At 56.6% G+C, this 22,317-nt stretch carries 19 protein-coding genes; all 19 read left to right on the top strand.

Features of this window, described 5'->3' with window-relative positions; all coding sequences use genetic code 11:
• Nucleotides 1-5 precede the first annotated feature (5 nt).
• The 19 genes from O6P39_RS19190 to rpsA all read left to right on the top strand — a co-directional run bounded on the left by O6P39_RS19190 (nucleotide 6) and on the right by rpsA (nucleotide 22,276).
• Nucleotides 6-1,196 (top strand): type II secretion system F family protein, encoded by a 1,191-nt coding sequence (locus tag O6P39_RS19190; protein WP_275608035.1) that lies wholly within the window; start codon nucleotides 6-8, stop codon nucleotides 1,194-1,196.
• Between the two features lie 47 nt (nucleotides 1,197-1,243).
• A complete protein-coding gene (gene gspG, locus O6P39_RS19185) occupies nucleotides 1,244-1,678 on the top strand; it encodes a type II secretion system major pseudopilin GspG (protein WP_275608034.1) in 435 nt (144 codons plus the stop codon).
• A gap of 28 nt (nucleotides 1,679-1,706) precedes the next feature.
• A complete protein-coding gene (locus O6P39_RS19180; protein ID WP_275608033.1) occupies nucleotides 1,707-2,057 on the top strand; it encodes a type II secretion system protein in 351 nt (116 codons plus the stop codon).
• Nucleotides 2,054-2,485, top strand: a complete 432-nt coding sequence (locus O6P39_RS19175; RefSeq protein WP_275608032.1) for a prepilin-type N-terminal cleavage/methylation domain-containing protein — start codon at nucleotides 2,054-2,056, stop codon at nucleotides 2,483-2,485. Before O6P39_RS19180 ends, O6P39_RS19175 begins: the two co-directional genes overlap by 4 nt.
• 53 nt (nucleotides 2,486-2,538) lie before the next feature.
• Nucleotides 2,539-3,072, top strand: coding sequence for a type II secretion system protein (locus tag O6P39_RS19170; RefSeq protein WP_275608031.1), 534 nt, complete (start codon nucleotides 2,539-2,541; stop codon nucleotides 3,070-3,072).
• The gene (locus O6P39_RS19165; protein ID WP_275608030.1) at nucleotides 3,062-4,069 is read left to right on the top strand and encodes a hypothetical protein; all 1,008 of its coding nucleotides are present in this window, start codon (nucleotides 3,062-3,064) and stop codon (nucleotides 4,067-4,069) included. Before O6P39_RS19170 ends, O6P39_RS19165 begins: the two co-directional genes overlap by 11 nt.
• Nucleotides 3,984-5,078: a hypothetical protein gene (locus O6P39_RS19160; protein WP_275608029.1), complete on the top strand. Its 1,095-nt coding sequence runs from the start codon at nucleotides 3,984-3,986 to the stop codon at nucleotides 5,076-5,078. The genes O6P39_RS19165 and O6P39_RS19160 overlap by 86 nt, the downstream gene beginning before the upstream one ends.
• Nucleotides 5,079-5,089: 11 nt before the next feature.
• A complete protein-coding gene (locus O6P39_RS19155) occupies nucleotides 5,090-5,698 on the top strand; it encodes a hypothetical protein (protein ID WP_275608028.1) in 609 nt (202 codons plus the stop codon).
• Nucleotides 5,699-5,875: 177 nt separating this feature from the next.
• Nucleotides 5,876-6,355, top strand: a complete 480-nt coding sequence (locus O6P39_RS19150; protein WP_275608027.1) for a hypothetical protein — start codon at nucleotides 5,876-5,878, stop codon at nucleotides 6,353-6,355.
• Nucleotides 6,339-8,681 carry a type II secretion system protein GspD gene (locus O6P39_RS19145; RefSeq protein WP_275608026.1) on the top strand — a complete coding sequence of 781 codons (2,343 nt, stop codon included), beginning with the start codon at nucleotides 6,339-6,341 and terminating at the stop codon, nucleotides 8,679-8,681. The genes O6P39_RS19150 and O6P39_RS19145 overlap by 17 nt, the downstream gene beginning before the upstream one ends.
• A 520-nt stretch (nucleotides 8,682-9,201) precedes the next feature.
• Entirely contained in the window at nucleotides 9,202-11,028 is a 1,827-nt protein-coding gene (locus O6P39_RS19140) for a hypothetical protein (RefSeq protein ID WP_275608025.1), read from the top strand.
• Nucleotides 11,029-11,139: 111 nt separating this feature from the next.
• Nucleotides 11,140-12,264: a glycosyltransferase family 4 protein gene (locus O6P39_RS19135; protein WP_275608024.1), complete on the top strand. Its 1,125-nt coding sequence runs from the start codon at nucleotides 11,140-11,142 to the stop codon at nucleotides 12,262-12,264.
• 60 nt (nucleotides 12,265-12,324) lie between these two features.
• The gene (locus O6P39_RS19130; RefSeq protein WP_275608023.1) at nucleotides 12,325-13,506 is read left to right on the top strand and encodes an ABC transporter ATP-binding protein; all 1,182 of its coding nucleotides are present in this window, start codon (nucleotides 12,325-12,327) and stop codon (nucleotides 13,504-13,506) included.
• Nucleotides 13,503-15,233 (top strand): sulfotransferase, encoded by a 1,731-nt coding sequence (locus tag O6P39_RS19125; RefSeq protein WP_275608022.1) that lies wholly within the window; start codon nucleotides 13,503-13,505, stop codon nucleotides 15,231-15,233. The genes O6P39_RS19130 and O6P39_RS19125 overlap by 4 nt, the downstream gene beginning before the upstream one ends.
• Before the next feature lie 11 nt (nucleotides 15,234-15,244).
• On the top strand, nucleotides 15,245-16,048 hold the full coding sequence (locus O6P39_RS19120) for a glycosyltransferase family A protein (protein WP_275608021.1): 804 nt from the start codon (nucleotides 15,245-15,247) through the stop codon (nucleotides 16,046-16,048).
• Nucleotides 16,049-16,248: 200 nt separating this feature from the next.
• Nucleotides 16,249-17,562 (top strand): glycosyltransferase family 4 protein, encoded by a 1,314-nt coding sequence (locus O6P39_RS19115; protein WP_275608020.1) that lies wholly within the window; start codon nucleotides 16,249-16,251, stop codon nucleotides 17,560-17,562.
• Between the two features lie 167 nt (nucleotides 17,563-17,729).
• On the top strand, nucleotides 17,730-18,776 hold the full coding sequence (locus O6P39_RS19110; protein ID WP_275608019.1) for a glycosyltransferase family A protein: 1,047 nt from the start codon (nucleotides 17,730-17,732) through the stop codon (nucleotides 18,774-18,776).
• A complete protein-coding gene (locus O6P39_RS19105; RefSeq protein ID WP_275608018.1) occupies nucleotides 18,704-20,365 on the top strand; it encodes a hypothetical protein in 1,662 nt (553 codons plus the stop codon). The genes O6P39_RS19110 and O6P39_RS19105 overlap by 73 nt, the downstream gene beginning before the upstream one ends.
• Nucleotides 20,366-20,593: 228 nt before the next feature.
• The gene (rpsA, locus tag O6P39_RS19100) at nucleotides 20,594-22,276 is read left to right on the top strand and encodes a 30S ribosomal protein S1 (protein ID WP_275608017.1); all 1,683 of its coding nucleotides are present in this window, start codon (nucleotides 20,594-20,596) and stop codon (nucleotides 22,274-22,276) included.
• Nucleotides 22,277-22,317: the final 41 nt, after the last annotated feature.

Below are 22,317 nucleotides of genomic sequence, written 5' to 3'. Positions count from 1 at the left end.
TCGGCATGCGAATCCACTATGTGGCCGTTGACCGCAACGGCAAGCGCTTTCGCGGTGAGTTGAACGTCAGCTCCAGTGCCGAGGCCACGCGCCGGCTGGAGGCACAGGGGCTGACGCCGCTGAAACTGGAGCAGCCTACCCGCACAAGGCCGCTGCGCAGCCGCCGGCTGAGCAGCGAGGACTTGAACCTGGCACTGTACGAGTTGGCCACTTTGTTGGGCGCCGGTGTGAGTCTGGCCGAGGCGGTGGACACCCAGGGCCGCTCGGCTCGGCACCCGCGTATTGCCGCCGCACTGCAGAGCATGAACGATGGCTTGCGCCAGGGGCGCTCCTTCCCTCAGGTTCTGGAAGCTGCCGGCCTACCGCTGCCGCGCTATGCCTACCAGTTGGTCGCGGCCGGTGAGATGACCGGCAACCTCGCTGATGCGCTTCGTGATTGCGTGACGCAGATGGAATACGAGCGGCGTACCCGCGATGAAATTCGTAACGCCCTGATCTACCCAGCCATCCTGGTCCTCAGTGGCATCGGCGCGGTTGCGATGATGTTCGTCTTCGTGGTGCCCAAGTTCGCCAACCTGCTGGAGCATTCCGACCGCCTGCCCTGGCTGGCCTGGGCGGTACTCAGCAGTGGTGTCTGGTGCAAGAACAATGCTCTGTTGCTGCTCGTCCTTCTGGCGGTACTGGCGACAGTCGGTGTCTCGCTGGTCAAGAACCCAGGGCTGCGCACCAGGGGGCTGAATGCGTTGTTGCATGTGCCGTTGCTCGGCGAATGGCTACTACAGGCGGAGATTGCACAGTGGTCGAAGGTACTGGGCACGCTGCTGGGTAATCGTGTCGCCCTGGTCGATGCCCTGCGGCTTTCAGTGGAGAGCCTTCGTATCCCGACGCAGCGTGGCCTGATGCAGCGTGTCACCCAGGATGTCCGAGGTGGCGCCTCGTTGTCCGAGGCCCTGGAGAGCCGACATGCAATCACTGCAACCGGCGGCAACCTGGTTCGTGTCGGGGAGAAGTCCGGCCGGCTCGCGGACATGCTCGACAGCCTAGCGCAGCTTTATGAGGAGCAGGGGCGGTCGCGCATGCGCAAGGTGCTCGCGCTGGTGGAGCCAATGGCAATCCTGGCGATTGGCTCGGTGTTCGGCGTGATCATCACCGGCGTGGTCCTGGCGATTACCAGTGCCAACGACATGGTGTTGTGAGGAGATCGCCTGTGAAGGGGCGAATGCAGGCATGGAGAAACGTACGAATGGCTAGATACCGGCAGCGGGGCTTCACCCTGCTGGAAATGATCGTAGTGCTGGTAATCATCGGCTTGTTGATGGGGTTAGTAGGCCCACGCCTGTTCAGCCAGGCCGACAAGGCCAAGGTACAGACCGCGGAGACGCAAGTGAAGATGCTCAAGGGAGCGTTGATGACCATGCGCCTGGACATTGGGCGACTACCTACGGACGAGGAGGGGTTGGCCCTGCTCAATACTTCACCGACCGATGAAAGTATCAAGAAGTACTGGAAGGGACCGTACCTGGAGGGAGGTGTACCGCTGGACCCCTGGAACCATGCCTACCTCTACAGCAACAAGCCAAGCGAGGAGCAACCCTTCTCGCTCTACAGCCTGGGCGCAGATGGCCGCTCCGGCGGGGACGGCGACAATGCCGATATCGGCTACCTGCCCAAGCAATGAGTTCAAGAGGGGCTTCACGCTGCTCGAGATGGTAGTTGTGCTGGCGCTCGTTGCCCTGCTCGGTGCCGTTGTCATACCCAGTCTGCTGAAGATGCAGCAGGCCTGGAAACGCCGGATCGAGCTGCAGGATATTGCCGGGCAACTGCGCAGCATGGGCTATCGCGCCCGGCTCCAGGGGCTTGAGGTGACTATCGGGCCTCAGGGCGTAGTGCCGCCACAGATGCTGTCGCTGCCCGAACAATGGAGCCTCTCGGCTCCGGTACCGATTCTCTATCTGGCCAACGGAGCCTGCCTAGGAGGCCGAGTCGGGCTGACCCATAACCAGGTGACTGAGTTCCTTAATCTGGAGGCGCCGCTGTGTCAGCCGGAGCGTCGATGACACGGCAGGCTGGATTCACGCTGCTGGAAGCCGTGATTGCCATGACGCTTCTGGTAGTGGTTGGCGGCGCGCTGCTGGCGTGGCTCAACTCAGGCTTCATTGCGGTCGAGCGCATGGTCGATGTTCGACAGCGCATCGATGTGTCGCGCCTGGCACTGGCCTACCTGGAGAGCATCAACCCCGCCGTTCAAGCTGAAGGTTCGGTGCATCTTGGAACCTATGCGTTGGAATGGAAAAGCAAGGCGCTGACTGAGTCCCGTCCCGTTGTCGGCCGCTACAGCGGCAATCCCGGCGTTTATGACGCCGCCTTGTACCAGGTGATCGCGCGGATTGACGATGGACGCGGCGATCCGGTGGAGCTTGCCGTCGAGTTGCCAGGCTATCGTATGGCACGCAACGCTCAGGACCAGGGAACGACGGGACAATGAAGCGGGGGACGGGCGGTGGGAGCGAGCGTGGTTTCACCTTGCTCGAGTTGTTGGTGGTTCTGGTGCTGGTGTCGTTCATCACTGCGCTGATGATGCAGGGCATGTCTTACGTCGCTAGGGCCAATGAGGCATTCATGGGCGAAAGCGACCTGCGGCAGACTCGAGAGCGGGTGTTCGGCTGGTTCGGCGACGCCATCACTTTTCTCTCGGCGCCGGAGCCGAGCGATCCTGCTGGACGCTTCCGTGGCGACGCCCTCAGTTTCGAAGCCGTGACCTTGAACAGCGTCGACCGACGCGAAGGCGTTCCCGTCCCCTTCGCCTTTCGCCTGGAGACGCAGGGAGATGCCGCTGAATTGATCTACGTGCGTCGCATCGAAGGGCGTCGCTGGCTGTTGTTGTCGGTCGCTTCCGATGCCCATTTCGAGTACCTGGACGCCCAGGGGCAGTGGCATTCGGATTGGCCGCCCACTCCTCAACTGGCGGACCTGTTGCCGAATGCCGTCGCCCTGGCGTCGGCGCAGGAGCGCCTGTTCCTGATGGCGTCGGTACAGATGCCGAGATGGAGGATGAGCTTCGATGACCGTTGAGGTTCGCCGGGAAGCTGGATTCGTCCTGGTCGGAGTGATCTGGTTCCTCGCCTGTATGGCACTGATGGTCGCCGCGGCTGTCACCTGGATCGAGCGTTCTCGGCAAGCGGTGGAGGCCGAGCGTCAGTTGCTTCAGCAGAGTTTCGAGGAGCGCAGTCTGCTGAGTCGGCTGACTTGGATGATTGCCACGCATCGCATGACACTGGGTGGGGTTACGACTCCTGATAGTCCGGGCGTCGAATCCGGTGACATGGATGGTTCGGTGATGTCTGCAGGTGGAGAAATTCCGGTGGATGGCCGAGAGTTCTGCCTGCTCAACGGGTACTGCTTGACGCTCATCGATCGAGCGTCGCGGATTAGCCTGAGTGGCAGCCAACCGGCAGTGCTCAATGCATTGCTGCTCAACCTCGGGGTGCCTCCCGAAGATACGCCGCGCATGCTCGTCGAACTGGCGCGTTATCTGAAGAACGCTCCGGTGGGAATGTCCCAGCGTCCGTTGTTGTCGCCCATGGAAGTCTTTGTGCTGCCTGCCTGGCGTCCTTGGGAGGAGCGGTTGGTGGCCAATGGGTGGAACGATGTGGCGACGGTGAACGAGACCGCCTTGAACCTGAATACCGCAGGCGTCCGTGTACTGACCGACGGCTGGAATTTACCGGACGGCTCTTTGCAGCGTTTGCTCGGTCTGCGGCAGATGCACCCGATCCTCAGCAGTGCTGACCTGGAGTCCATGTTGGGCAGCTACGCCACTAGCATTCCCGGCGATGGTTGGTCGCGGCTGCCCAGTTCTGTGCTGCTGTTGCGCCTGCGTCGCGTCGATGGCGAACAGCGCTACGAATACCAACTGAGTTTCGAATCCAATGACCTACGCCTGCCGCCCTGGCAGCTTCTTCCAAGAAGGACCTTGCCCAGACATGCTCTCTCAGCAATTGTTCCAGTCGCGACTCATGCGACCCCTGGCATACTCGCCGCCCCGCTTGTGGCAGGTCCCTGGCGATAATGGCCGGCTGACGCTGCAATGGTCTGATCGCCCACACGGTCTCTGGCGCGGCGCGTCGGCGCAGTGGGTGATTGAACGGTCGCAATGCCTCTATCGCTGCCTGGACTTTTCCCACGTTCCCAAGGCGCAGCGCTCACAGGCCTTGTTGACGAAGTTGCCCAGTCTTTCACCCTATCGCTCGCCTGGGTATTACGCGGTGTGGCGGGGCGGGCAGGTCCTGCTTTGGTTGTGGGACCACGAACTGCAGTTGGAGATGGCCCAGCAGAGCAATGGGTGTCCCAGACACTATCGATGCCTGCCTGAGACGTTGCTGCAGAACCCAGTGCTGGCCGATGCACCGAATCATGTCCGTCTGCTTGCAGGCAGGCTTGGCCATGACCTGCAAGTCTGGAAATCCGGTGTTCTACTGTTGAGTATCCACTACCAGTCTCCCCCATCACCCGAGCAGATGAGTCTGGTGCTGCGAGGTGTCGTCGGGATTGACGCACACTCTTGTGTTGCCGCAGAGCAGGCGCAATACCTGACCCTGCCTTGGGCGGGCGGCGGCCTGGGGGCTCAGGCGGCCTGGGAGCGCTGGATGCCTCACGTGCTGCTGGCTGTCCTGTTGCTGGGCGGAATACTCCAGCTGACCCAGGGCGTATCTTGGTGGATGGAGGCACGGAGTCTGCGGGGCGAACATGAGCAACTGATGGAGCGGCTCGACAATTTGCTCACCGCGCGAACCCGGGCTCAGCAGGCTCACGATGCCATCGAGAAACTCCAGCAGCGTATGCAGGCATCGCCACTGCAAATCGAGCTATTGAGGAAAATATCCGGACTGCTGCCGCCAGACAGCAAGTTGAGCCATTGGCGTTTCGCCGGCAACGACCTTGAGCTGCTGATCACTACCCAGAACACGGACCCCCGGTTTTTTGTCAAGCGTCTGGAGGAGGAGGGTGGTTTTCACGACGTCAAGGTTGAACCGTCCCCTCGCGGCGACGGGCTTCAATTGGTCATGGCTCTGAAGTGAGGACTGAATCTTTGAGAGGTTTCTGGAACTCAGCTCGCCTGCAATGGGGCCTGTTGCTTCAGCGTTGGCAGGAACAGGCCAGCCTAAGGATGTCCGGGTGGGCTGTTCTGGCACTAGCAGTTGCCAACCTCATCGTCCTGTGTTCGGACTGGAAGAGTGCGCAAGCGCTGGAGTGCGCGCGTGCTGCCCTGGAACTGAAGAAAACTCAGGCGCTGGCTCAGCAGTCCTATTGGCCTGAACGTGCGCTGCAGGCGGACGACCGTTTGGCGCAATACCGATCTCACCTTTGGACTGCGCAGAGTGCGTCGGGTGCTCGGGCTGATGTACAGGCCTGGTTGGATGTAGAAGTCAAAAAGGCTGGTCTGCAGGAGGCGCGGGTGAATGTGCAGGATCCATCGGACTTTTCCGATGGCAAGCCGGACCCGCATATCGAAGTTCAACTGCGCGGACGCTTCGATCCCGACAGCTACGGGAAATTACTGCTGGCTCTCGAGGGTTCATCGCACTGGATCAGCATCGACTCGGCTGAGTTGAGTAACGGGTTGTCACCGTCCATCAACCTGCAAATTTCTTTTCACTTCTATTTCGGATCAGCTGCACCGGCTTCGTCCCGCTCTTGAGTCAGGAGTTTTCCGAACTTGGCGAGTGAAAAGAATTGCGTATGTAAGCCGTATCCGTAATGACGTTAAAAATGCGGAAAATTCACGCGCATTAGAGGCGGCTTGCTGAAGCGTGATGATGTCAGAATCACTGGCCTCCAATGGCTGACGTCATTCCTCTCATCCTGACAGCGTTCAATGACTTCGTTAACGGTTCTTCGTTGGTACTTTCTGATCAGCGCCTTCGGAATTATCGCCGGTTTGCTCCTGAAGCCTGCAGTCGATAATCCGGTGAACATCGATGAGTCACCGGATTGGTCTCTCCCGGATTACCCTAGGAAAAATATCAGCTTGACCATGGCCAGCGAACTCGCCCAGTTGAGTTGGTGGCGTAGTGAGCAGGCCAATTCGACTGCGAAGGCTGCCGCTGGAAATGAATCATTGGTCGAGAAACGCAAAGTGACCTGGAGTTTTCGGGGAGTCATAGAAGTTTCTGGCCAGCGATTTGCTCTAGTAGCTGAGGATGCTCGATCCCCGGTCAAGCGATATCTGACAGGCGCTTCTCTTCCGGGAGGGGAGGTGCTCGAAAGTATTGGCAAACAAGGGATTCGATTTTCTCTGCCGGGCGATGTGAACGGTAACGATCTTGAAAGGAAGTTGTATGCGCCCGCTGAATAGGTTTTTTCCTCCATTGACCTGGCGAGCAGTCTTGATTGCTACGACCATCGGTATGGCAGGAGGATGCTCGACCGATCCCCTCGAGCTGCCAGAGCCGTTGATTGAAAAGACCCCGGATAGGGGGCAGGAACCTGCTTCGACTTCCGATGTGAATGGCCCGGAAGCACAGGGTGGCATCGCAGGGGTAAAAGGTCCGACTATCGGCCATACTCCTCAGCCTGCCGGATTAACTCATGGCGGGGTGGTGGATAAGTCCGAAAAGTTGACGCTGGATGACAGTAAGTCTGATGTTACGGTTAATGTCGAGGACGTCACGCTGGCTTCTTTTATCAATGAAGTCTTCGGAAATATATTGGGATTACCTTTTGAGATCGATAATACCCTCAAAAACAAACCGGATCGCGTGACCTTGCGACTGGAGCAACCTCAGACCCGGCAGATGGTCTATAACGTTGCGTCCCAGGTCATGAGCAATTACGGCGTGGAGATCCTCAAGCAGGGGAGTGTTCTTCGTTTCCAGATAAAACAGATTGGCCTGAGCCCGGACGAACCGCCGATCCTTATCAGCGGCGATGCACGCCCTGAAGTACCCATTGCTTACCGCCCGGTATTCCAGTTCGTACAGCTGCACAATGTCGATGCTAAGGACGTCATCCCATGGTTGAATAGTGCTTATGAAAAGTCCGGATTGACCGCGATTGCCGACAGTGCTCGCGGTGGGCTGATGCTCAAGGGAATGTCATCTATCGTCGGCCAAGCCGCCAAAGCCGTTGAGCTTCTCGATCAGCCTTTCATGCGCGGGCAGTACAGCCTGCGTATTGATCCTGCATTCATTTCATCCGACAGCTTGGCCAAGCAACTGAAGACTTTGCTGACCGCGCAGGGATACAGCGTTGGGATTGGAGAGGCCACGGGCAACATCGTTCTGATTCCACTGGAAAGCTCCAATGGGCTGATCGTCTTCACCAACCAGCAGTCCTTGCTGGGACTCGTGCGAGAGTGGGCGGAGCAGGCCGATCGCGCGCCTCTGGTCTCCGCTGTCGATATGGGCGCGGGCACGGATAAGGAAGGGCTGTTCTTCTACGAAGTGCGTAACACCCGTGCCACCGACCTGGCCAAATCGCTCCGCTCATTGCTCTCCGGTATTGGGGGCGGTGGTGGTGCGTACGGCCTGACGCCAGACCTTAGCAATAGCGCTTCGCGACGGGCTGCTGCCAATAGCCCAGCGCCTGTGCGCTCCAACAGCAATGCGGACATGGGTGGTAATCGTTCCGCTGGTATTTCGCCGCTTTTGCAACTGGCGGGTACACAGGCGTTGTTAGGGGCTGCTGGGAATGGCGGCTTGGGGGATAGCCTCTCTTCGAGTGTCATGGGCAGTGGGACTATTGTCGAGGATGAGAACCGCAATGCGATATTGTTCCGTGGGCCTGGGAGAGTCTGGCAGCAACTTCAACCGTTGCTCAAGCAACTGGACAAACCTGCGCGTCAGGTGTTGATTGAGGTGACCATTGCCAGTGTGGATCTGTCGCATGGCGAAAGTCTTGGGCTCAGGTGGGGGTTCAATAGTGGTCATCAATGGGGAGGGGGAGGGAAGGATAATATTGTTGCGGATGGGCGCAGTTGGGGGGTGGACAGTAGTAGTGCAGGCTTCTCCTATATCCTCAATACTGCCGGCGGAGCCTTCGCGTCGCTGAAGGCCCTAGCAACGGATACTCGCTCAAGGATACTTGCCACCCCCCGGGTATTGGTGAAGAGCGGCGAGCAGGCAAATATCAATGTAGGGACGGATGTGCCGGTCGTGACCGGGCAGCAAACGGATAACAGCAGTACGGGGGGGACCTCGAACATACTACAGAGCATTTCTTATCGCTCGACAGGGGTGATTCTGAATGTCTCTCCGGTCATCTACTCGAATGATCGTGTTGATCTGACGGTAAGTCAGGAAGTTAGTTCTTCGGGCTCTAGCGGGGGAAGTGACGGCGGCTCTGGTGATGCTGGGGGACAGAGTCTGACTCCCAGTATAAGTCGTACTTCAATGGAAACTGCTTTGACCTTGCAGAGCGGCGGTTCTGTGCTGATGGGGGGGTTGATTCGGGAAAGTGGTGATGACTCCAATGGCGGCGTCCCCATTCTGAAGAATATTCCAGGTATTGGGTATTTGTTTGGTGCGCGTAGTAAGAATAAGTCGAAAAGTGAAGTGATTATGCTAATTCAGCCCTATATTCTTGAGAGTGGTGAGGATATAAAGGAGGTTACTCTCAAGCTGAAGAAGATGATTGAGCCGGCTCTGGCTTGTAGTAAGGCGCCGGGAGCATGTGGCTACTGACCTGTCTCTTCGTTTTTAGTGATGATCTTGGGTTGATTCCTTTCTTTTAATTTGATTGGTGCTTGTGTGAGTTGTAGATGAGCCCCTTGGTAGCCCCTTGGGGCTTTCTTTTTTCTTGTAAGAAATATCCAGTTGTTGAGAATTTTCCAGGAAAAATATTCACGCTTTTTGTAGGGGTTTCGTTTAGTGGTTTGAGTGTATTTTCCTTATTTTTCGTTTGGGTTCCTCTGCTGTTGTTTGTGTTGTCTTTGTGGTTGTATAAAAAGCAAAGAGCTCGGCCGTGTTATCGAGTTCCTTCTCTGAAGGGGCTGGTAATGCGGGGGGCTGGAAGATATCCGGTTCTGAGTTTTTATTAATGCAAGGTCTGCAGTTGGTCGGCTGCGGCTGAGCGGGGTTGCCAGCAATAAATTTTCGAATTCATTGTGCTAGAGCAATCTTCAGGGGCGGATATGTGTCTTTCCAATGAATGCGAAAGGCAAATATTAGAGTGACTAGTCGATAATTTAGGAGTTGATATTTTATGTTGAAGAAAACACTGCTGGGTGCTGCAGTAGCTTCTGCCCTGTTTGCAAATTTTGCGAACGCTGGCGTGGTGAGCATTATTGTCGGTCAGAGCTCTAATTCATCAGTCACCCAGAACTCTCCAGGTGATGTTGATCAGTATGCTCCGGGGCAGGTTAACTATAAGCCGGGCGTCAGCATCGAGACGGGGGCGAACTACGGCAGCCGCGCTGCCAACATCACCATTGCACAGGAGATCTTCGGTAACCTGTCTGAAAGTACCCAATTCGACTTGCCTGATCTGGACTACGCTATCGACCCGGCGAAAGCCGTGAAGGCTGCCACGGGTCATACTGTCAAGTTGACACTGGATCGTACCGTCGCACAATTTGCCAATCAGATTTCTCCCAACCAGATCCAGATCGGTACCTTGGCTCCCGGTGTTGGTTTCGCTATCACTAGCGGCATTGGTGTCAACACACTCAGTCTTACTCTGGATGCTGCCGGCGCTGCAGAAATTGCTGCTGCTACCGCTGCAAATCCTGAACATGGCACTGTCCATTTCCTGTTCCGCACCATCGGTACTTCCAGCACCAGCCCGGCCAAAGTTGACCACCTACGTGCGCCTCTACAGGGCGACGCGACCTTTGTCGCTCAGTCGTTCAACCCGGTCGTCACCATGCTTAATGACCCGCTGAACGAACGTCGCTTTAACGTCACCGTATCCGCGCAGCTGGATACCACTACCGGTGCGAATGCGCTGAACTCCAGCAACAACGACTCGGCTGCTCCGTTCATCGTTTTCACTTCTCTCCCGGCAGTTTACTGGGACGTGATGAACACCAACATGTGGGGCTCCTATCAGGTACTCAACTCGCTGGATCTGGCAAACCAGGACAAGTCCTTCGATCCGAATGCCGTAGCGCAAACCGGTGCCAGCGACCCGGCCAACTATGGCACTAACTACCAGCGTCTGGGTTCTGTACGTCTGGGGGTAAACCCTGACGTGCTGAACGAGGACGGTCGCAACGTCTTTGGCTTCAACGGTAGTGACAAGATCGAAAGCTACATCTCCGGCAATTTCTCCGGTCTTCAGTCAATCGGCCTCGTTAACGGTAACTGTTCGGATTATGCCGCCGGTACCACGATTGCTGCTTATCAGTGGGATGCTAACGCCATTGCCTCCAGCGCCAATAGTGCTGGTGTCTCCAATCTCAGAATCAGCCTGCGCAACGAAGACGTCAACCAGACCTACAACATTTGTGCCCTTGCCAGCGGTACCGTACCGATGGTTTCCCAGCAGACCTTCGCGGTGGGTCCGCTGCGGGTTGACTTCGGTAACGTTCGTTATGTTGACCGCGTAATCAACGGTGCACAGATCGATCACTTCTGGAAGAGCAGTTGTGTTGCCAGCCTGTTCAATCTGCCGTCTGCAAACAATCCGGATGCGTTCTTCATTCGTCTGACCAACACCAGTGATGACGGCCGCAATGGCAAGGTGCGCGGTGTTCTGTATGACCAAAACGGCAAGCGCTATCCGGATACTGGCAGTGCATACATCACTGATAGCAATGGCAAGTCGGTACTGAAGTCTCACGAAACCGGTGTTTACAGTATCAACGAAATTGCCGCTGCATTCGGTGTGAATGGTGCGGATTGGAACGGTGTAGGTGGTCGCTCTCGCCTGGTTCTTGAGGGGGAGTTCCCGACTTGCGAAGCACTGGGCCTGATTCGTACCCCGAATGGCACTCTGAGTAACATGACTGCTACCACCCAGGGTAACTTTAACAGTGATGCGGGGCCGTCGAGTACTGTTAATAGTCGCGCTGGTAACAACCATAACTAATTAATTGGCTGATCGTAAAGAGGCGGCTGAAATGCTGCCTCTTTCTTTCTCTATTTTTGCTTTTATTTTTAATGGTTGGTTGTGAGATGTATTTCTAAAGGCTTTGTGTGGATGAAATTTCATCGTATGGCCGTTGTGTCGAATCAGGCATTCTCGATTTTTAATTTTCGTGGAGATCTCATTCGCGATCTTGTTTCTCGTGGTGTTGCGGTTTTTGCACTTGCTCCGGATTACGATGAATGGACGGAGCGCCAAATTCGAGCCCTCGGTGCTATACCGGTAACAATTAGAATGGATCGGGTGGGGCTTAGCCCGCTCTCTGCAATAAAGGTAATTTTGGAGTTGGCTGTACGGCTGAGAGCGTTGAAGGTCGATGCTGTGCTCAGCTACTTCGCCAAGCCAGTTATTTATGGTGGGCTGGCCGCAAGGATGTCGAGGGTCAATTGTGTTTATTCCCTTATCGAAGGGGCAGGGTACGTCTATTCCGAAAATGCTGTGTCTATTTCTCGTGCGCTTCTGAAGGCCCTGGTTAGTGGTCTATACCGACTCGCTCTGGGGGGATCGTCCCGGGTCTTTCTGTTGAATGCGGACGACTATCAGCTATTTGTAGGCGGGAGACTGGTTGATGCTCGCAAGGTCACCGTGTTGCCGGGCATCGGATTGGACCTCCAGCGGTTCAGGGAGGAGAAACCTGTCATCGAGCCGGTGATCTTCTCTTTTGTAGGACGTCTGCTGCGCGAGAAGGGGGTGGTCGATTTCGTCGCTGCTGCCAAGTTGGTTAAAGCCCAATATCCCTCGGTTGAGTTCGTGGTGGTCGGTGATGTGGATGTCAATCCCAATTCGGTCTTTCGAGAAGAGATCAATCAGTGGGTGGAGGAGGGCGTGATCCGCTGGGTGGGACGAGTTACCGATGTCCGGGGGTGGCTGGCTAGCACTAGTGTTCTGGTCTATCCGTCCTATTACCGAGAAGGCATGCCCAGAACCATACAGGAAGCCATGGCTATCGGCCGGCCGATCATTACCACCGATTCCGTCGGATGCCGTGAAAGCATCGAGGACGAGGTCAATGGATTTTTGGTGCCAGTAAGAAGCCCCCATGATATCGCCAAATGTATGGAGATATTTATCAAAAATCCACTGTTGATCGCGAAGATGGGGCGAGAAAGTCGAAGGATTGCAGAGGTCAGATTTGACGTTCGGAAAATCAATGAAAAGATGATTTCTTGCTTCTCGTGAGTATTGCGATATATGTCTGATAATTCGAACTTGGTTGTTCGTGCTGATCGATTGGGGAAAATGTTCCATATCTTCGAAAGATCTGGGTTGCGTTTCCTACAGGCATTGTTGGGTGAGGGTTTCGGCCTCCATCGAGAGTTCTGGGCGCTGCAGGATGTATCTTTCGGGGTGGCGCGTGGTGAGGTACTGGGCGTCATCGGGCGTAATGGCAGCGGAAAATCGACTCTTTTACAGATTCTCGCCGGCACGGTCTCTCCCTCTGTTGGCTCGGTCTCTCGGCAGGGGCGTATTGCTGCATTGCTGGAGTTGGGTGCTGGCTTCGATCCCGAGGAAACTGGCCGCAGGAACATCGAGTTCACTGCACGACTACTCGGTTTGAGTGCAGAAGAGTTTGCTGCTCGCCAAGCCGCAGTCATTGAGTTCGCCGAAATTGGCGAGTTCATCGATCAACCGGTAAAAACCTATTCCAGTGGGATGGTTGTGCGCCTCGCTTTTGCGATCACCGCTCATGTCGATGCCGATATCGTCATAGTCGACGAAGCGCTGGCGGTTGGCGATGCCCAGTTTCAGTTCAAATGCTTGAGCCGCCTAGATCAACTTCTCGAGCGAGGGGTAACGATCATCCTGGTTTCACATGATCTGCAGTTGATAAAGGCGTATTGCAATCGGGTGATCTATTTGAAGCGTGGAGTTGTCCAGTTCGATGGGGATTGTGAGACCGGTTGTGAGCTCTATCTGCGAGACACTACACCTGTTATCAGATCACATTTGACGGAGATTCAGCAGGCGCGTCACGACAGCATGGTATTTGGCAACGGGCTTGGTCGCATACAGTCCGTGTCTTTTGTTGGCGACGGTGCTGAGCATGGCCATTTCATCAGTGGCGAACGAATCAGCCTGGACGTGAGTGTCCAACTGTTCGAGCCGGTACGTTGCCCCAGGCTCACCCTGGTGCTGCGCGACGTGCGTGGCTACAACTTGTATGCCGTAAACAACAGTCAGTTGGGGCTCGCACTGGTTACGGGTGACAACGGCCTGATTCGTGTGCGTTTCAGCTTTGTTGCGGATTTGCAGGATGGCGATTATGCATTGACCCTACGTCTTGACGATGCCATTTCAGAGAAGGTCCAGGTGCTCCTGGACAAGCAGGTAGGCGTTATTTCCTTCCGGGTGGAAAGCCCGGAGAAGCGCTTTGATGCGGTGGTGAATTTGCACGGCTCGATCGAGGTGTTACTGCCGTGAATCCTAACGTCCATCACCCGGAGAAACAGGGGGCGGTCACCCTTGTCTTCGTTATCCACGGTGGCCCGTTGGAGGCTAAATCGGCGGTTCTGGCGGCTTCGCTGCGCGCCAGGCTCGGCTTTGACCATAGGTTGCGCATCATCGCGGCGGTGGTCATGCCGGATCATCTCTGGGGGGCGTTAAGCCCGTCGACAGAGCAGTTGCTCAGACGCTTGGAGATTGAATGCCTGCCGATAGAGAGTCCCTTCGGCGTCGGCTATCCCATCGGCAACAAATTCGCCGCGCTGGCGCTTGGTGGCGCTGATGGTCATTGCTTGTTCCTCGATAGCGATATGTATTGTCGAGCTGCACCAGACTTCGCCTATCTGCAACGGTATGAGGCTGCTCTGAAGCCTGCCGATCTTGCACTGGTGTCGACGTCAGCGAGCTATTGGGGGCGTTTATATGCGCTGGTAGGGCTAGCGTTGCCCGAGGCTCGGGTAGTGGCCAGTCTGTCGGGCGATTTAATGCCGCCCTATTTCAATGCCGGGTTTATCTGGGTACATGGGCCAGCAGAGTTCGCCCAGCAGTGGCAGCGGATTGCCCGCGAGATCGAAGCAGCCACTGACATCGACTACAAGTGGCCTTGGCTAGATCAACTGGCGTTGCCGTTGGCCTTGGCGCATATGCAGCGACATACCGAGGTGCTGAGCGACCGTTACAACTACCCGTTGCATCTCAAACCATTGGATGCAGGTAATGATCCTTACTTTTGTCACTACCATGACCCCGAGGTTTTGGCTCGGGAGCCAGCGCTGCTACGAGACCTGCAAACTCTGCAGTCGCAATGGCCCGAACTGACTCGAACGCTTGAACTCTATCCGGCTTGGCGCCAGGTCTGCAGCGATATCAAGGCAGTGTTGTGCCCTGCACCGGTCGCTCAAGAGGCCAATAGCGAGGGGACAAACCTCATTATCACCGGTCTGCCCAGGAGTGGGACCAGCTTCCTTTGTCGGCTGCTTTCCGAACGTCCACAGACAGTAGTTATCAATGAGCCGGCGCAGATATTTCAGAGTTTGACTCGGGGGGAGGAGCCCTGGGGCATCCCCTGTTTCTATGCGGAGCTGCGGCGAGAAATTCTGGCCGGAAGGCCTGTGCTGAATAAGCACCTGAATGGCCGGCTAGTCGATGACACAGCTCGCGAGCAGGACATTGCACTGCCATACCAGGTTTCCTCGCCTGTACCCGGATTTACCTTGGGAACCAAGAATACCTTGGCCTATCTGGTCCGCCTGCCCGCCCTTCTGCGGGTGATGCCAAAGGCAAAGTTCATTGCTCTGGTGCGACACCCCTATGACTGTCTCGCCTCCTGGGTATCGACGTTCAAGCATCTGCGTAATGCCGATCTGGTATCCCAGCCGCTGGGTAATCCTGACGACCCTGCACTCAGCGAGCGAAGTCGCTTGATGCTCCGGGAGATTGCTGATGTCAGCCATCCCGCGCTGCGTCGAGCGCTCTGGTGGCGCTTCCTAGTCATCCAGTTGCTGGAGGCCGGTCCGCGGGTGCGCTGGATGCGTTACGAGGATCTGGTCGCTGCGCCCGAGAAGATGACGGCTCTATTGTTGAGTCAAGAGCCACTGCCTGCTCTGGAGCCTGTCCCTTGGCGGAAGGAGTTGCCGCCTACGGAACGCGATCTGGTTGCCGGTGTGCTGCGCGATGTGGCCGAGCGCCTGCAATACACTTTGTGAGTAGCGTATCCATGGAAAGTATTGAAGAGGCGCTTGTGAAAGAGTTCGATGAGCTCGCAGTGGCACATGGAGAAAGTGACCAAGTGTCGGTGGTGATGACCTTTCATGCCGAAGGTGGCATTGCACATTGGACTCTGCTGGGGGTTGAGCGGGGGCGTGTTGTAGCAGAAAGGTTGGGGTTGCAGGTGCAACTGGTAGCCGTTCTGGATCGAGCGGATGAGCATACCCAACGGGTAGTTGAGTCCCATCCGGTGCTGCGTGAAGGTGATCGGGTGTTGATGTCTCAGCACGGCGATCCTGGTTTGGCGAGAAACCACGGCATCGAGCAGTCGTCCGGTGACTGGATAGGCATTCTGGACGGTGATGACTATTGCACCGCGAATTGGATCATCGAGTCGGTTCGGGTTTTACGCAACCGGTCTCAAGTTGTGGTGCACACCGACTATTTGTTGACCTTTGGCGGCCGTTGGGAAATGACGCGACTGACTGATCAGTTGAGCGGCGGCGGCAGCCTTGAAACCTGCTTCAAACACCATCTGTGGGCATCCACGGTATTCGCTCGGCGGGAACTGTTCGTCCAGTGTCCGTACCGTCAGGCCAACATGGAATATAACGGCTTTGGCTACGAGGACTGGGACTGGAGCCTGTGCGTCTTGGCAGCTGGGTATAAGCACACGACTGCCCCCGGGACCGTGCTCTTTTATCGACGCAAGGCTGCAGGCTCGCGTCAGAACTTGGGGTTGCAGCAGCAGGTCGTGGTACGCCCTGGCCCCTTCTTTGCGACCACACTGTGGAATCGGCAGGTAATGAAGTGAAGTTGAAAGTCGATAGCACATTCGCCCGTGTTACATGGCAAGGGTATTTTCTGCTGGCACGAGTCTTACGCCAGTGTTTGAGTGAGCACCAGATGCAGCGCTTCGTTCGATTCTGTCGCCGGATGCGCCGCGATTATTTCCTAGATGTGTCGATTGACTCGTTGCCCACACAGGATGGAGTGTCTGGATCATTCAGTAGCATGGATGATGGGCTCGCAGGCCTGGGGTCGTCCGTGCTGCCTGCTTGGATTGTCGAAGAGATGTGTGAGTTGGCGACCATCGAGCCGGCCTTGTACCCGACTCCGGAGTTGCTGGCTCGCTATCATGCTTGGCAGCCGGTAGAGGACACCTACGCTGCTTGCCTATATCGGCAGCTGCTGGACGATTTCATTGAGAGCCGGCCACAGATCATCTTCCTCATTCCGCATATGATGCGTGGTGGTGCCGATCTGGGTGTTCTTCATCACATCCGACTCTGCGACGAGTTGGGGTGGCGAACGACGGTGGTGGTGACGCGCGATGTGCTGTCTCCATGGTTGCATCGTTTGCCCGTCAGTGCCCGTGTTGTTGAGTATGGTCGTATTGCACGAGAGGCCTCAGAGGAGGATCGGCGCATAGTACTTTTGCGGTTGCTGCTTCAGTCGCCCGCAACCACCGTGCATCTCGTCAATTCGCAATTGGGGTGGCAGTTGTTCGAAGGCTTCGGCAAGGCCCTGGTCAGCAGTGGCAAGGCATTATTTGCCAGTCTTTATTGTGACGACTTCGATCTCAATGGTATTCGCTGCGGTTACGCTACCGATTACGTGCCGACTACCAGTATGCATCTCGCTGGAATTATCACTGACAACCAGCAGTTCAAGTGGGATATCCACAGGCGCGACGGTGTACCGGCGGAAATTCTGCATGCCCTGTATTTCCCCTATGTGGGGGCGATCAGTGAGCCATCGCGGTCCGGTACTCGGGTACTTTGGGCTGGGCGTCTGGCTTCGCAGAAGCGCCCCGAGCTTCTCTATGCCATTGCAGCGTTAGCTCCAGATATTCAGTTCGACGTCTTTGGTGAGACAGCTTCGGAGTACGATGCCGAGCTGCTGCGGCGCTTGCAGGCATTACCGAATGTTAGAATGGCAGGCGCTTTCGATGACTTCTGGTGCATCGCCCGGGCTGGTGATTACGCAGCGTTTCTTTATACCTCGGCTTATGATGGGCTACCCAATGTCTTGTTGGAGGCGGCTGCAGCAGGGCTCCCCATCGTGACGCCTGATGTAGGTGGGGTTGCTGAGCTGGTATCCGATACTCGGGGGTATCTGTTGCCGGGCAATGCGGGGGCCTCCTGCTTTGTGCAGGCTTTACGGGAAGTTTTCGGTGATGTCGAGGGCGCGCGGTTGAGAGCGGTAGCGGCCCAGGAGACAGTGCTGCAACGGCACTCTTGGCAGAAGTTCAAAGCTGGCGTGATGGCCATTCCGGGGTATGTCCCGCGAGCCGCTTTTACGGTCGCCGAAGTCAGGTGCCCATGAGGCGCTTATATCTCGCGATCCGGCGACTAAGTCGCTCCCTGCTGTTCCAACTTATGCACCAATGCATTCATGTGCCGATGCTGGAGCGAGGGGCGATGGTTGCGCGTCGCGACTCCAGCCAGCCCCTGATCAGCGTGGTGGTTCCGTGCCACAACCACGGTAGGTTTTTGCTGGATGCCCTGCGCAGCCTGTGCTCGCAGACGCTACAGGACTTCGAGGTCATCGTGGTGGATGATGGATCGACCGAGCGTAGGACTTTGCACCTGCTTGCATTGCTCAAACGGATGACGAGCATTTGTCTGTTACGTCAGCCGAACGCTGGGCCAGGCGCTGCACGCAACCTTGGGATTCGGCACGCCAGAGGTCGTTATATCTGTTGTCTGGATTCCGATGATTGCCTAGCTGACTCCTATCTGGAGAAATGTGCCGTCGTGCTGGAAAGTGACCTGGGTGTGCGCCTAGTTCATGGCTGGATCGAGTTCTTTGGTTGTGAGCGCGGCGTTCGGCATACCTTTGACTTGCATCCTGGCCTGCTGCGCTTCGTCAACCACCTGGGAGTCTCTGCTGTGTTCCATCGGGACGATTGGATTCGGGTTGCCGGGTTCAGTGAGTCCCGTGAGCTGCTTTACGAGGACTGGGACTTCTGGATGCGCATGGCCAGTCTGGGTATTCGGGGAAAGGTACTCATGGAGCCGATGTTACTTTATCGGAAGCACGGTGAGTCACGGCTTGAACGAGCTAACCGCAATGCTAGGCAGATCAAGGGTATGCTGCGTCGAATCCATCCACGTCTGTTTCACGATGCTGCCTGGCGTAGGGGGCTAGTAGCAAACTATCGGAGCAGACCCACCGGCAACCCATTCTGCAATCTGTCACTCCCCTCTCAGTATCGGCTGCATCCGAAAGGAGTTCTCGCCTTGTATATAGGAGGAGATAGCCGAGTCGAAGACATTGACCCAGAGGTTCTGGTTGCTCGCCTTGACGCTCGCTCGTTACATGTGCTGTCGGAATCCGATCGGAAATTGCCAGCATGGATAGATGCCATCGCTGATGTGGTTTACCGACTACCAGAGTTGATGGATAGGTCGCAGTTCGCTCAGTTTTATGAAAACTACCTGAGAACCCGTCCGGTCGTTGATCGATGGATATTGCCCAATCTGCGGAAGTTGACGCTGGATCCTGTGCAGGGCAAGTCGATCGGGGGCGCGCAGTGAAGCGGTTAGTGATAACCCTCGGTATGCACCGCTCTGGTACGAGTTTGCTTTCTGCAGCACTGGAGGGGCTGGGCGTCGAATATGGCAGCGAACTGATTGGACCTGCCCCAGATAATCCCAAGGGGTTCTGGGAGGATCGGGTCGTGGTGGAGATCAATGAGCGTATGTACCAGGCGCTGGGCGTGACGTCCTCGACGCTGGGGGTGGATTGCACGCAGATGGAGGCCGGTACTCGCTGGCGTTTCCAGTTGCAGATCGCTCGATGGCTGAAGTTTCGGCTGAGCGGCGAAGGGGTGCTTGGGCTCAAGGATCCTCGTATGCCGCGTCTAATAGATATCTGGTCGCCGGTGCTGGATCGCCTGAAAGTTGATTACTCGCTGTTGATCCCGCTGAGGAATCCTCTCAGTGTGTCAGCGTCGCTGACTACCCGGGATGGATTCTCGACCGGTAAAGGCCTGTTGCTTTGGTATGAGCATATGGTGCGGGCGCTGCGGTTCGCTGTTGGCAAGCGATTCGTAGTTATTGACTACGACCGTTTCCTTGAGCGGCCGGACGCGGCCTTGGGGGCGATAGCCGCATGGCTAGGGTTGCAGGCTGATCCACAGATGCTGGCATGGTTTCGGAGCCAGGTGTTCGACCCCGGATTGCGCCACGCCAACTACGATCTGGAAACACTGGAGCAGCATACGGATAGTTTTCCTGATCTGGTGCGGCTATATCAAATTCTGCTCGCTCTGAGCTCTAGGCACGTCAGAGGTGCTGAGCAGGTGCTGTTAGGAGAGATTGAGCAATTCGATGGGCGGTTCGCTGATCTCTTGCCATTACTCCGGCAATGTGGCCGATGGGACATGGAACTATGGGCGACTGGCCAGTTCTGCCAGCAGCAAGAGGTGCGTCTGCGGCAATGCAATGAAAGTTGGTTGCATCGGGAGACTGAGCTGACCAAGTGGATTTCGACACTCGAGCAGACCATCCGGCAGGAGCAGGCTGGGCGTGCAGAAGCTGAAAGCTGGCTCCGCCAAGTCGAGAGCAACTGTCAAGAGCAGGCTAAGTGGATTTCGACGCTTGAGCAGACCATCCGACAGGAGCAGGCTGGGCGTGCAGAAGCTGAAAGCTGGCTCCGCCAAGTCGAGAGCAACTGTCAAGAGCAGGCTAAGTGGATTTCGACGCTTGAGCAGACCATCCGACAGGAGCAGGCTGGACGTGCAGAAGCTGAAAGCTGGCTCCGCCAAGTCGAGAGCAACAGCCAAGAGCAGGCAGCATGGATTTCGACACTCGAACACACCATTCGGCAGGAGCAGATCGGGCGTGCGGAGGCTGAGAGCTGGTTCCGACAGGCTGAGAGTAGCTGGCGGGAGCAATCAGAAGCTTGTGCCAGGCAAATCACGGCTCTGACGCAGGATTTGGCGGTGTCGCGAGGGCAGGCCCAGGGCTTAGCGCTGGAAATAGATGCACTACGTCATCAAGCAGGCGGTCTGCAGCTCCGTCTGGATCAGACGCTCGCAAGCCGCTCCTGGCGTCTGACGGCTCCATTGCGACGCTGCAGGGAGTGGTGGGGACGCCTCCGCGTGTCGTCCAGCTCCAATTGACGCGGCTGTGGAGCGTTGCTACCATTCCAGACCTTGTATCGGGAGGGTTTCGCCCATATTGAGCGAAGCGTTCCCTTAAAATCTGAATGTGGAGTGCCCGTTTCGGCGGGTGCAACAGGGGGCCGGCAGGATACCAGTCTTGATCCTGCTGGCTTCTTTTTCATCACTTGACCGTGTTTGCTGGTGACGCGGAATCGGGCTTACAAGCCTTTGACTACAGGTATAGACATGAGCGAAAGCTTCGCAGAACTCTTTGAAGAAAGTCTGAAATCCCTCGACATGCAGCCCGGTGCCATCATCACCGGCCTGGTGGTCGACATCGACGGTGACTGGGTTACCGTTCATGCCGGTCTGAAATCCGAGGGCGTCATCCCGGTCGAGCAGTTCTACAACGAACAGGGCGAGCTGACCATCAAGGTGGGTGACGAAGTCCACGTTGCGCTGGACGCGGTTGAAGATGGCTTCGGTGAGACCAAGCTGTCCCGCGAAAAAGCCAAGCGTGCAGAATCCTGGCTGGTTCTGGAAGCTGCCTTCAACGCTGACGAAGTGGTCAAGGGCGTCATCAACGGCAAGGTCAAAGGCGGTTTCACCGTCGACGTCAGCGGTATCCGCGCGTTCCTGCCGGGCTCCCTGGTGGATGTGCGTCCGGTACGCGACACCACTCACCTGGAAGGCAAAGAGCTCGAGTTCAAGGTCATCAAGCTGGACCAGAAGCGCAACAACGTTGTCGTTTCCCGCCGCAGCGTCCTGGAAGCCGAGAACAGCGCCGAGCGTGAAGCTCTGCTGGAATCCCTGCAGGAAGGCCAGCAGGTCAAGGGTATCGTCAAGAACCTCACCGACTACGGTGCGTTCGTTGACCTGGGCGGCGTCGATGGTCTGCTGCACATCACCGACATGGCCTGGAAGCGTATCAAGCATCCGTCGGAAATCGTCAACGTTGGCGACGAGATCGATGTCAAGGTTCTGAAGTTCGACCGCGAGCGCAACCGCGTATCCCTGGGTCTGAAGCAGCTGGGCGAAGACCCATGGGTTGCTATCAAGGCTCGTTACCCGGAAGGCACCCGCGTTACCGCGCGCGTCACCAACCTCACCGACTATGGCTGCTTCGCCGAGCTGGAAGAGGGCGTGGAAGGCCTGGTACACGTCTCCGAAATGGACTGGACCAACAAGAACATCCACCCGTCGAAAGTCGTTCAGGTTGGCGACGAAGTGGAAGTTCAGGTTCTGGACATCGACGAAGAGCGTCGTCGTATCTCCCTGGGCATCAAGCAGTGCAAGTCCAACCCGTGGGAAGACTTCTCCGGCCGCTTCAACAAGGGCGACAAGATCTCCGGCACCATCAAGTCGATCACCGATTTCGGTATCTTCATCGGCCTGGAAGGCGGCATCGACGGTCTGGTTCACCTGTCCGACATCTCCTGGAACGAAGTTGGCGAAGAAGCCGTTCGCCGCTTCAAGAAGGGCGACGAGCTGGAAACCGTCATCCTCTCCGTTGATCCGGAGCGTGAGCGCATCTCCCTGGGCATCAAGCAGCTGGAAGACGATCCGTTCTCCAACTACGCCTCGATGCACGAGAAGGGCACCATCGTTCGCGGCACCGTGAAGGAAGTTGACGCCAAGGGCGCTGTCATCACCCTGGCCGGCGAAATCGAAGGCATCCTGAAAGCCTCCGAAATCAGCCGTGACCGCGTTGAAGACGCTCGCAACGTTCTGAAAGAAGGCGAAGAAGTCGAAGCCAAGATCATCAGCATCGACCGTAAGAGCCGCGTCATTTCCCTCTCCATCAAGTCCAAGGACGTTGATGACGAGAAGGATGCGATGAAAGAACTGCGTAGCAAGCAAGACGCAGAAAGTACTGGTCCGACCACCATTGGTGACCTGATCCGTGCTCAGATGGAGAACCAGGGCTAATCCCTGCTTCCTCATCCAAGGAAAAGGGCGACTTCGGTCGC

The organism is Pseudomonas sp. PSE14, from assembly GCF_029203285.1.
In the GTDB taxonomy this organism is placed as follows: domain Bacteria; phylum Pseudomonadota; class Gammaproteobacteria; order Pseudomonadales; family Pseudomonadaceae; genus Pseudomonas.
The sequence above is the reverse complement of the archived record's forward strand: the minus strand, read 5'-3'. Positions and strand labels throughout refer to the sequence as shown.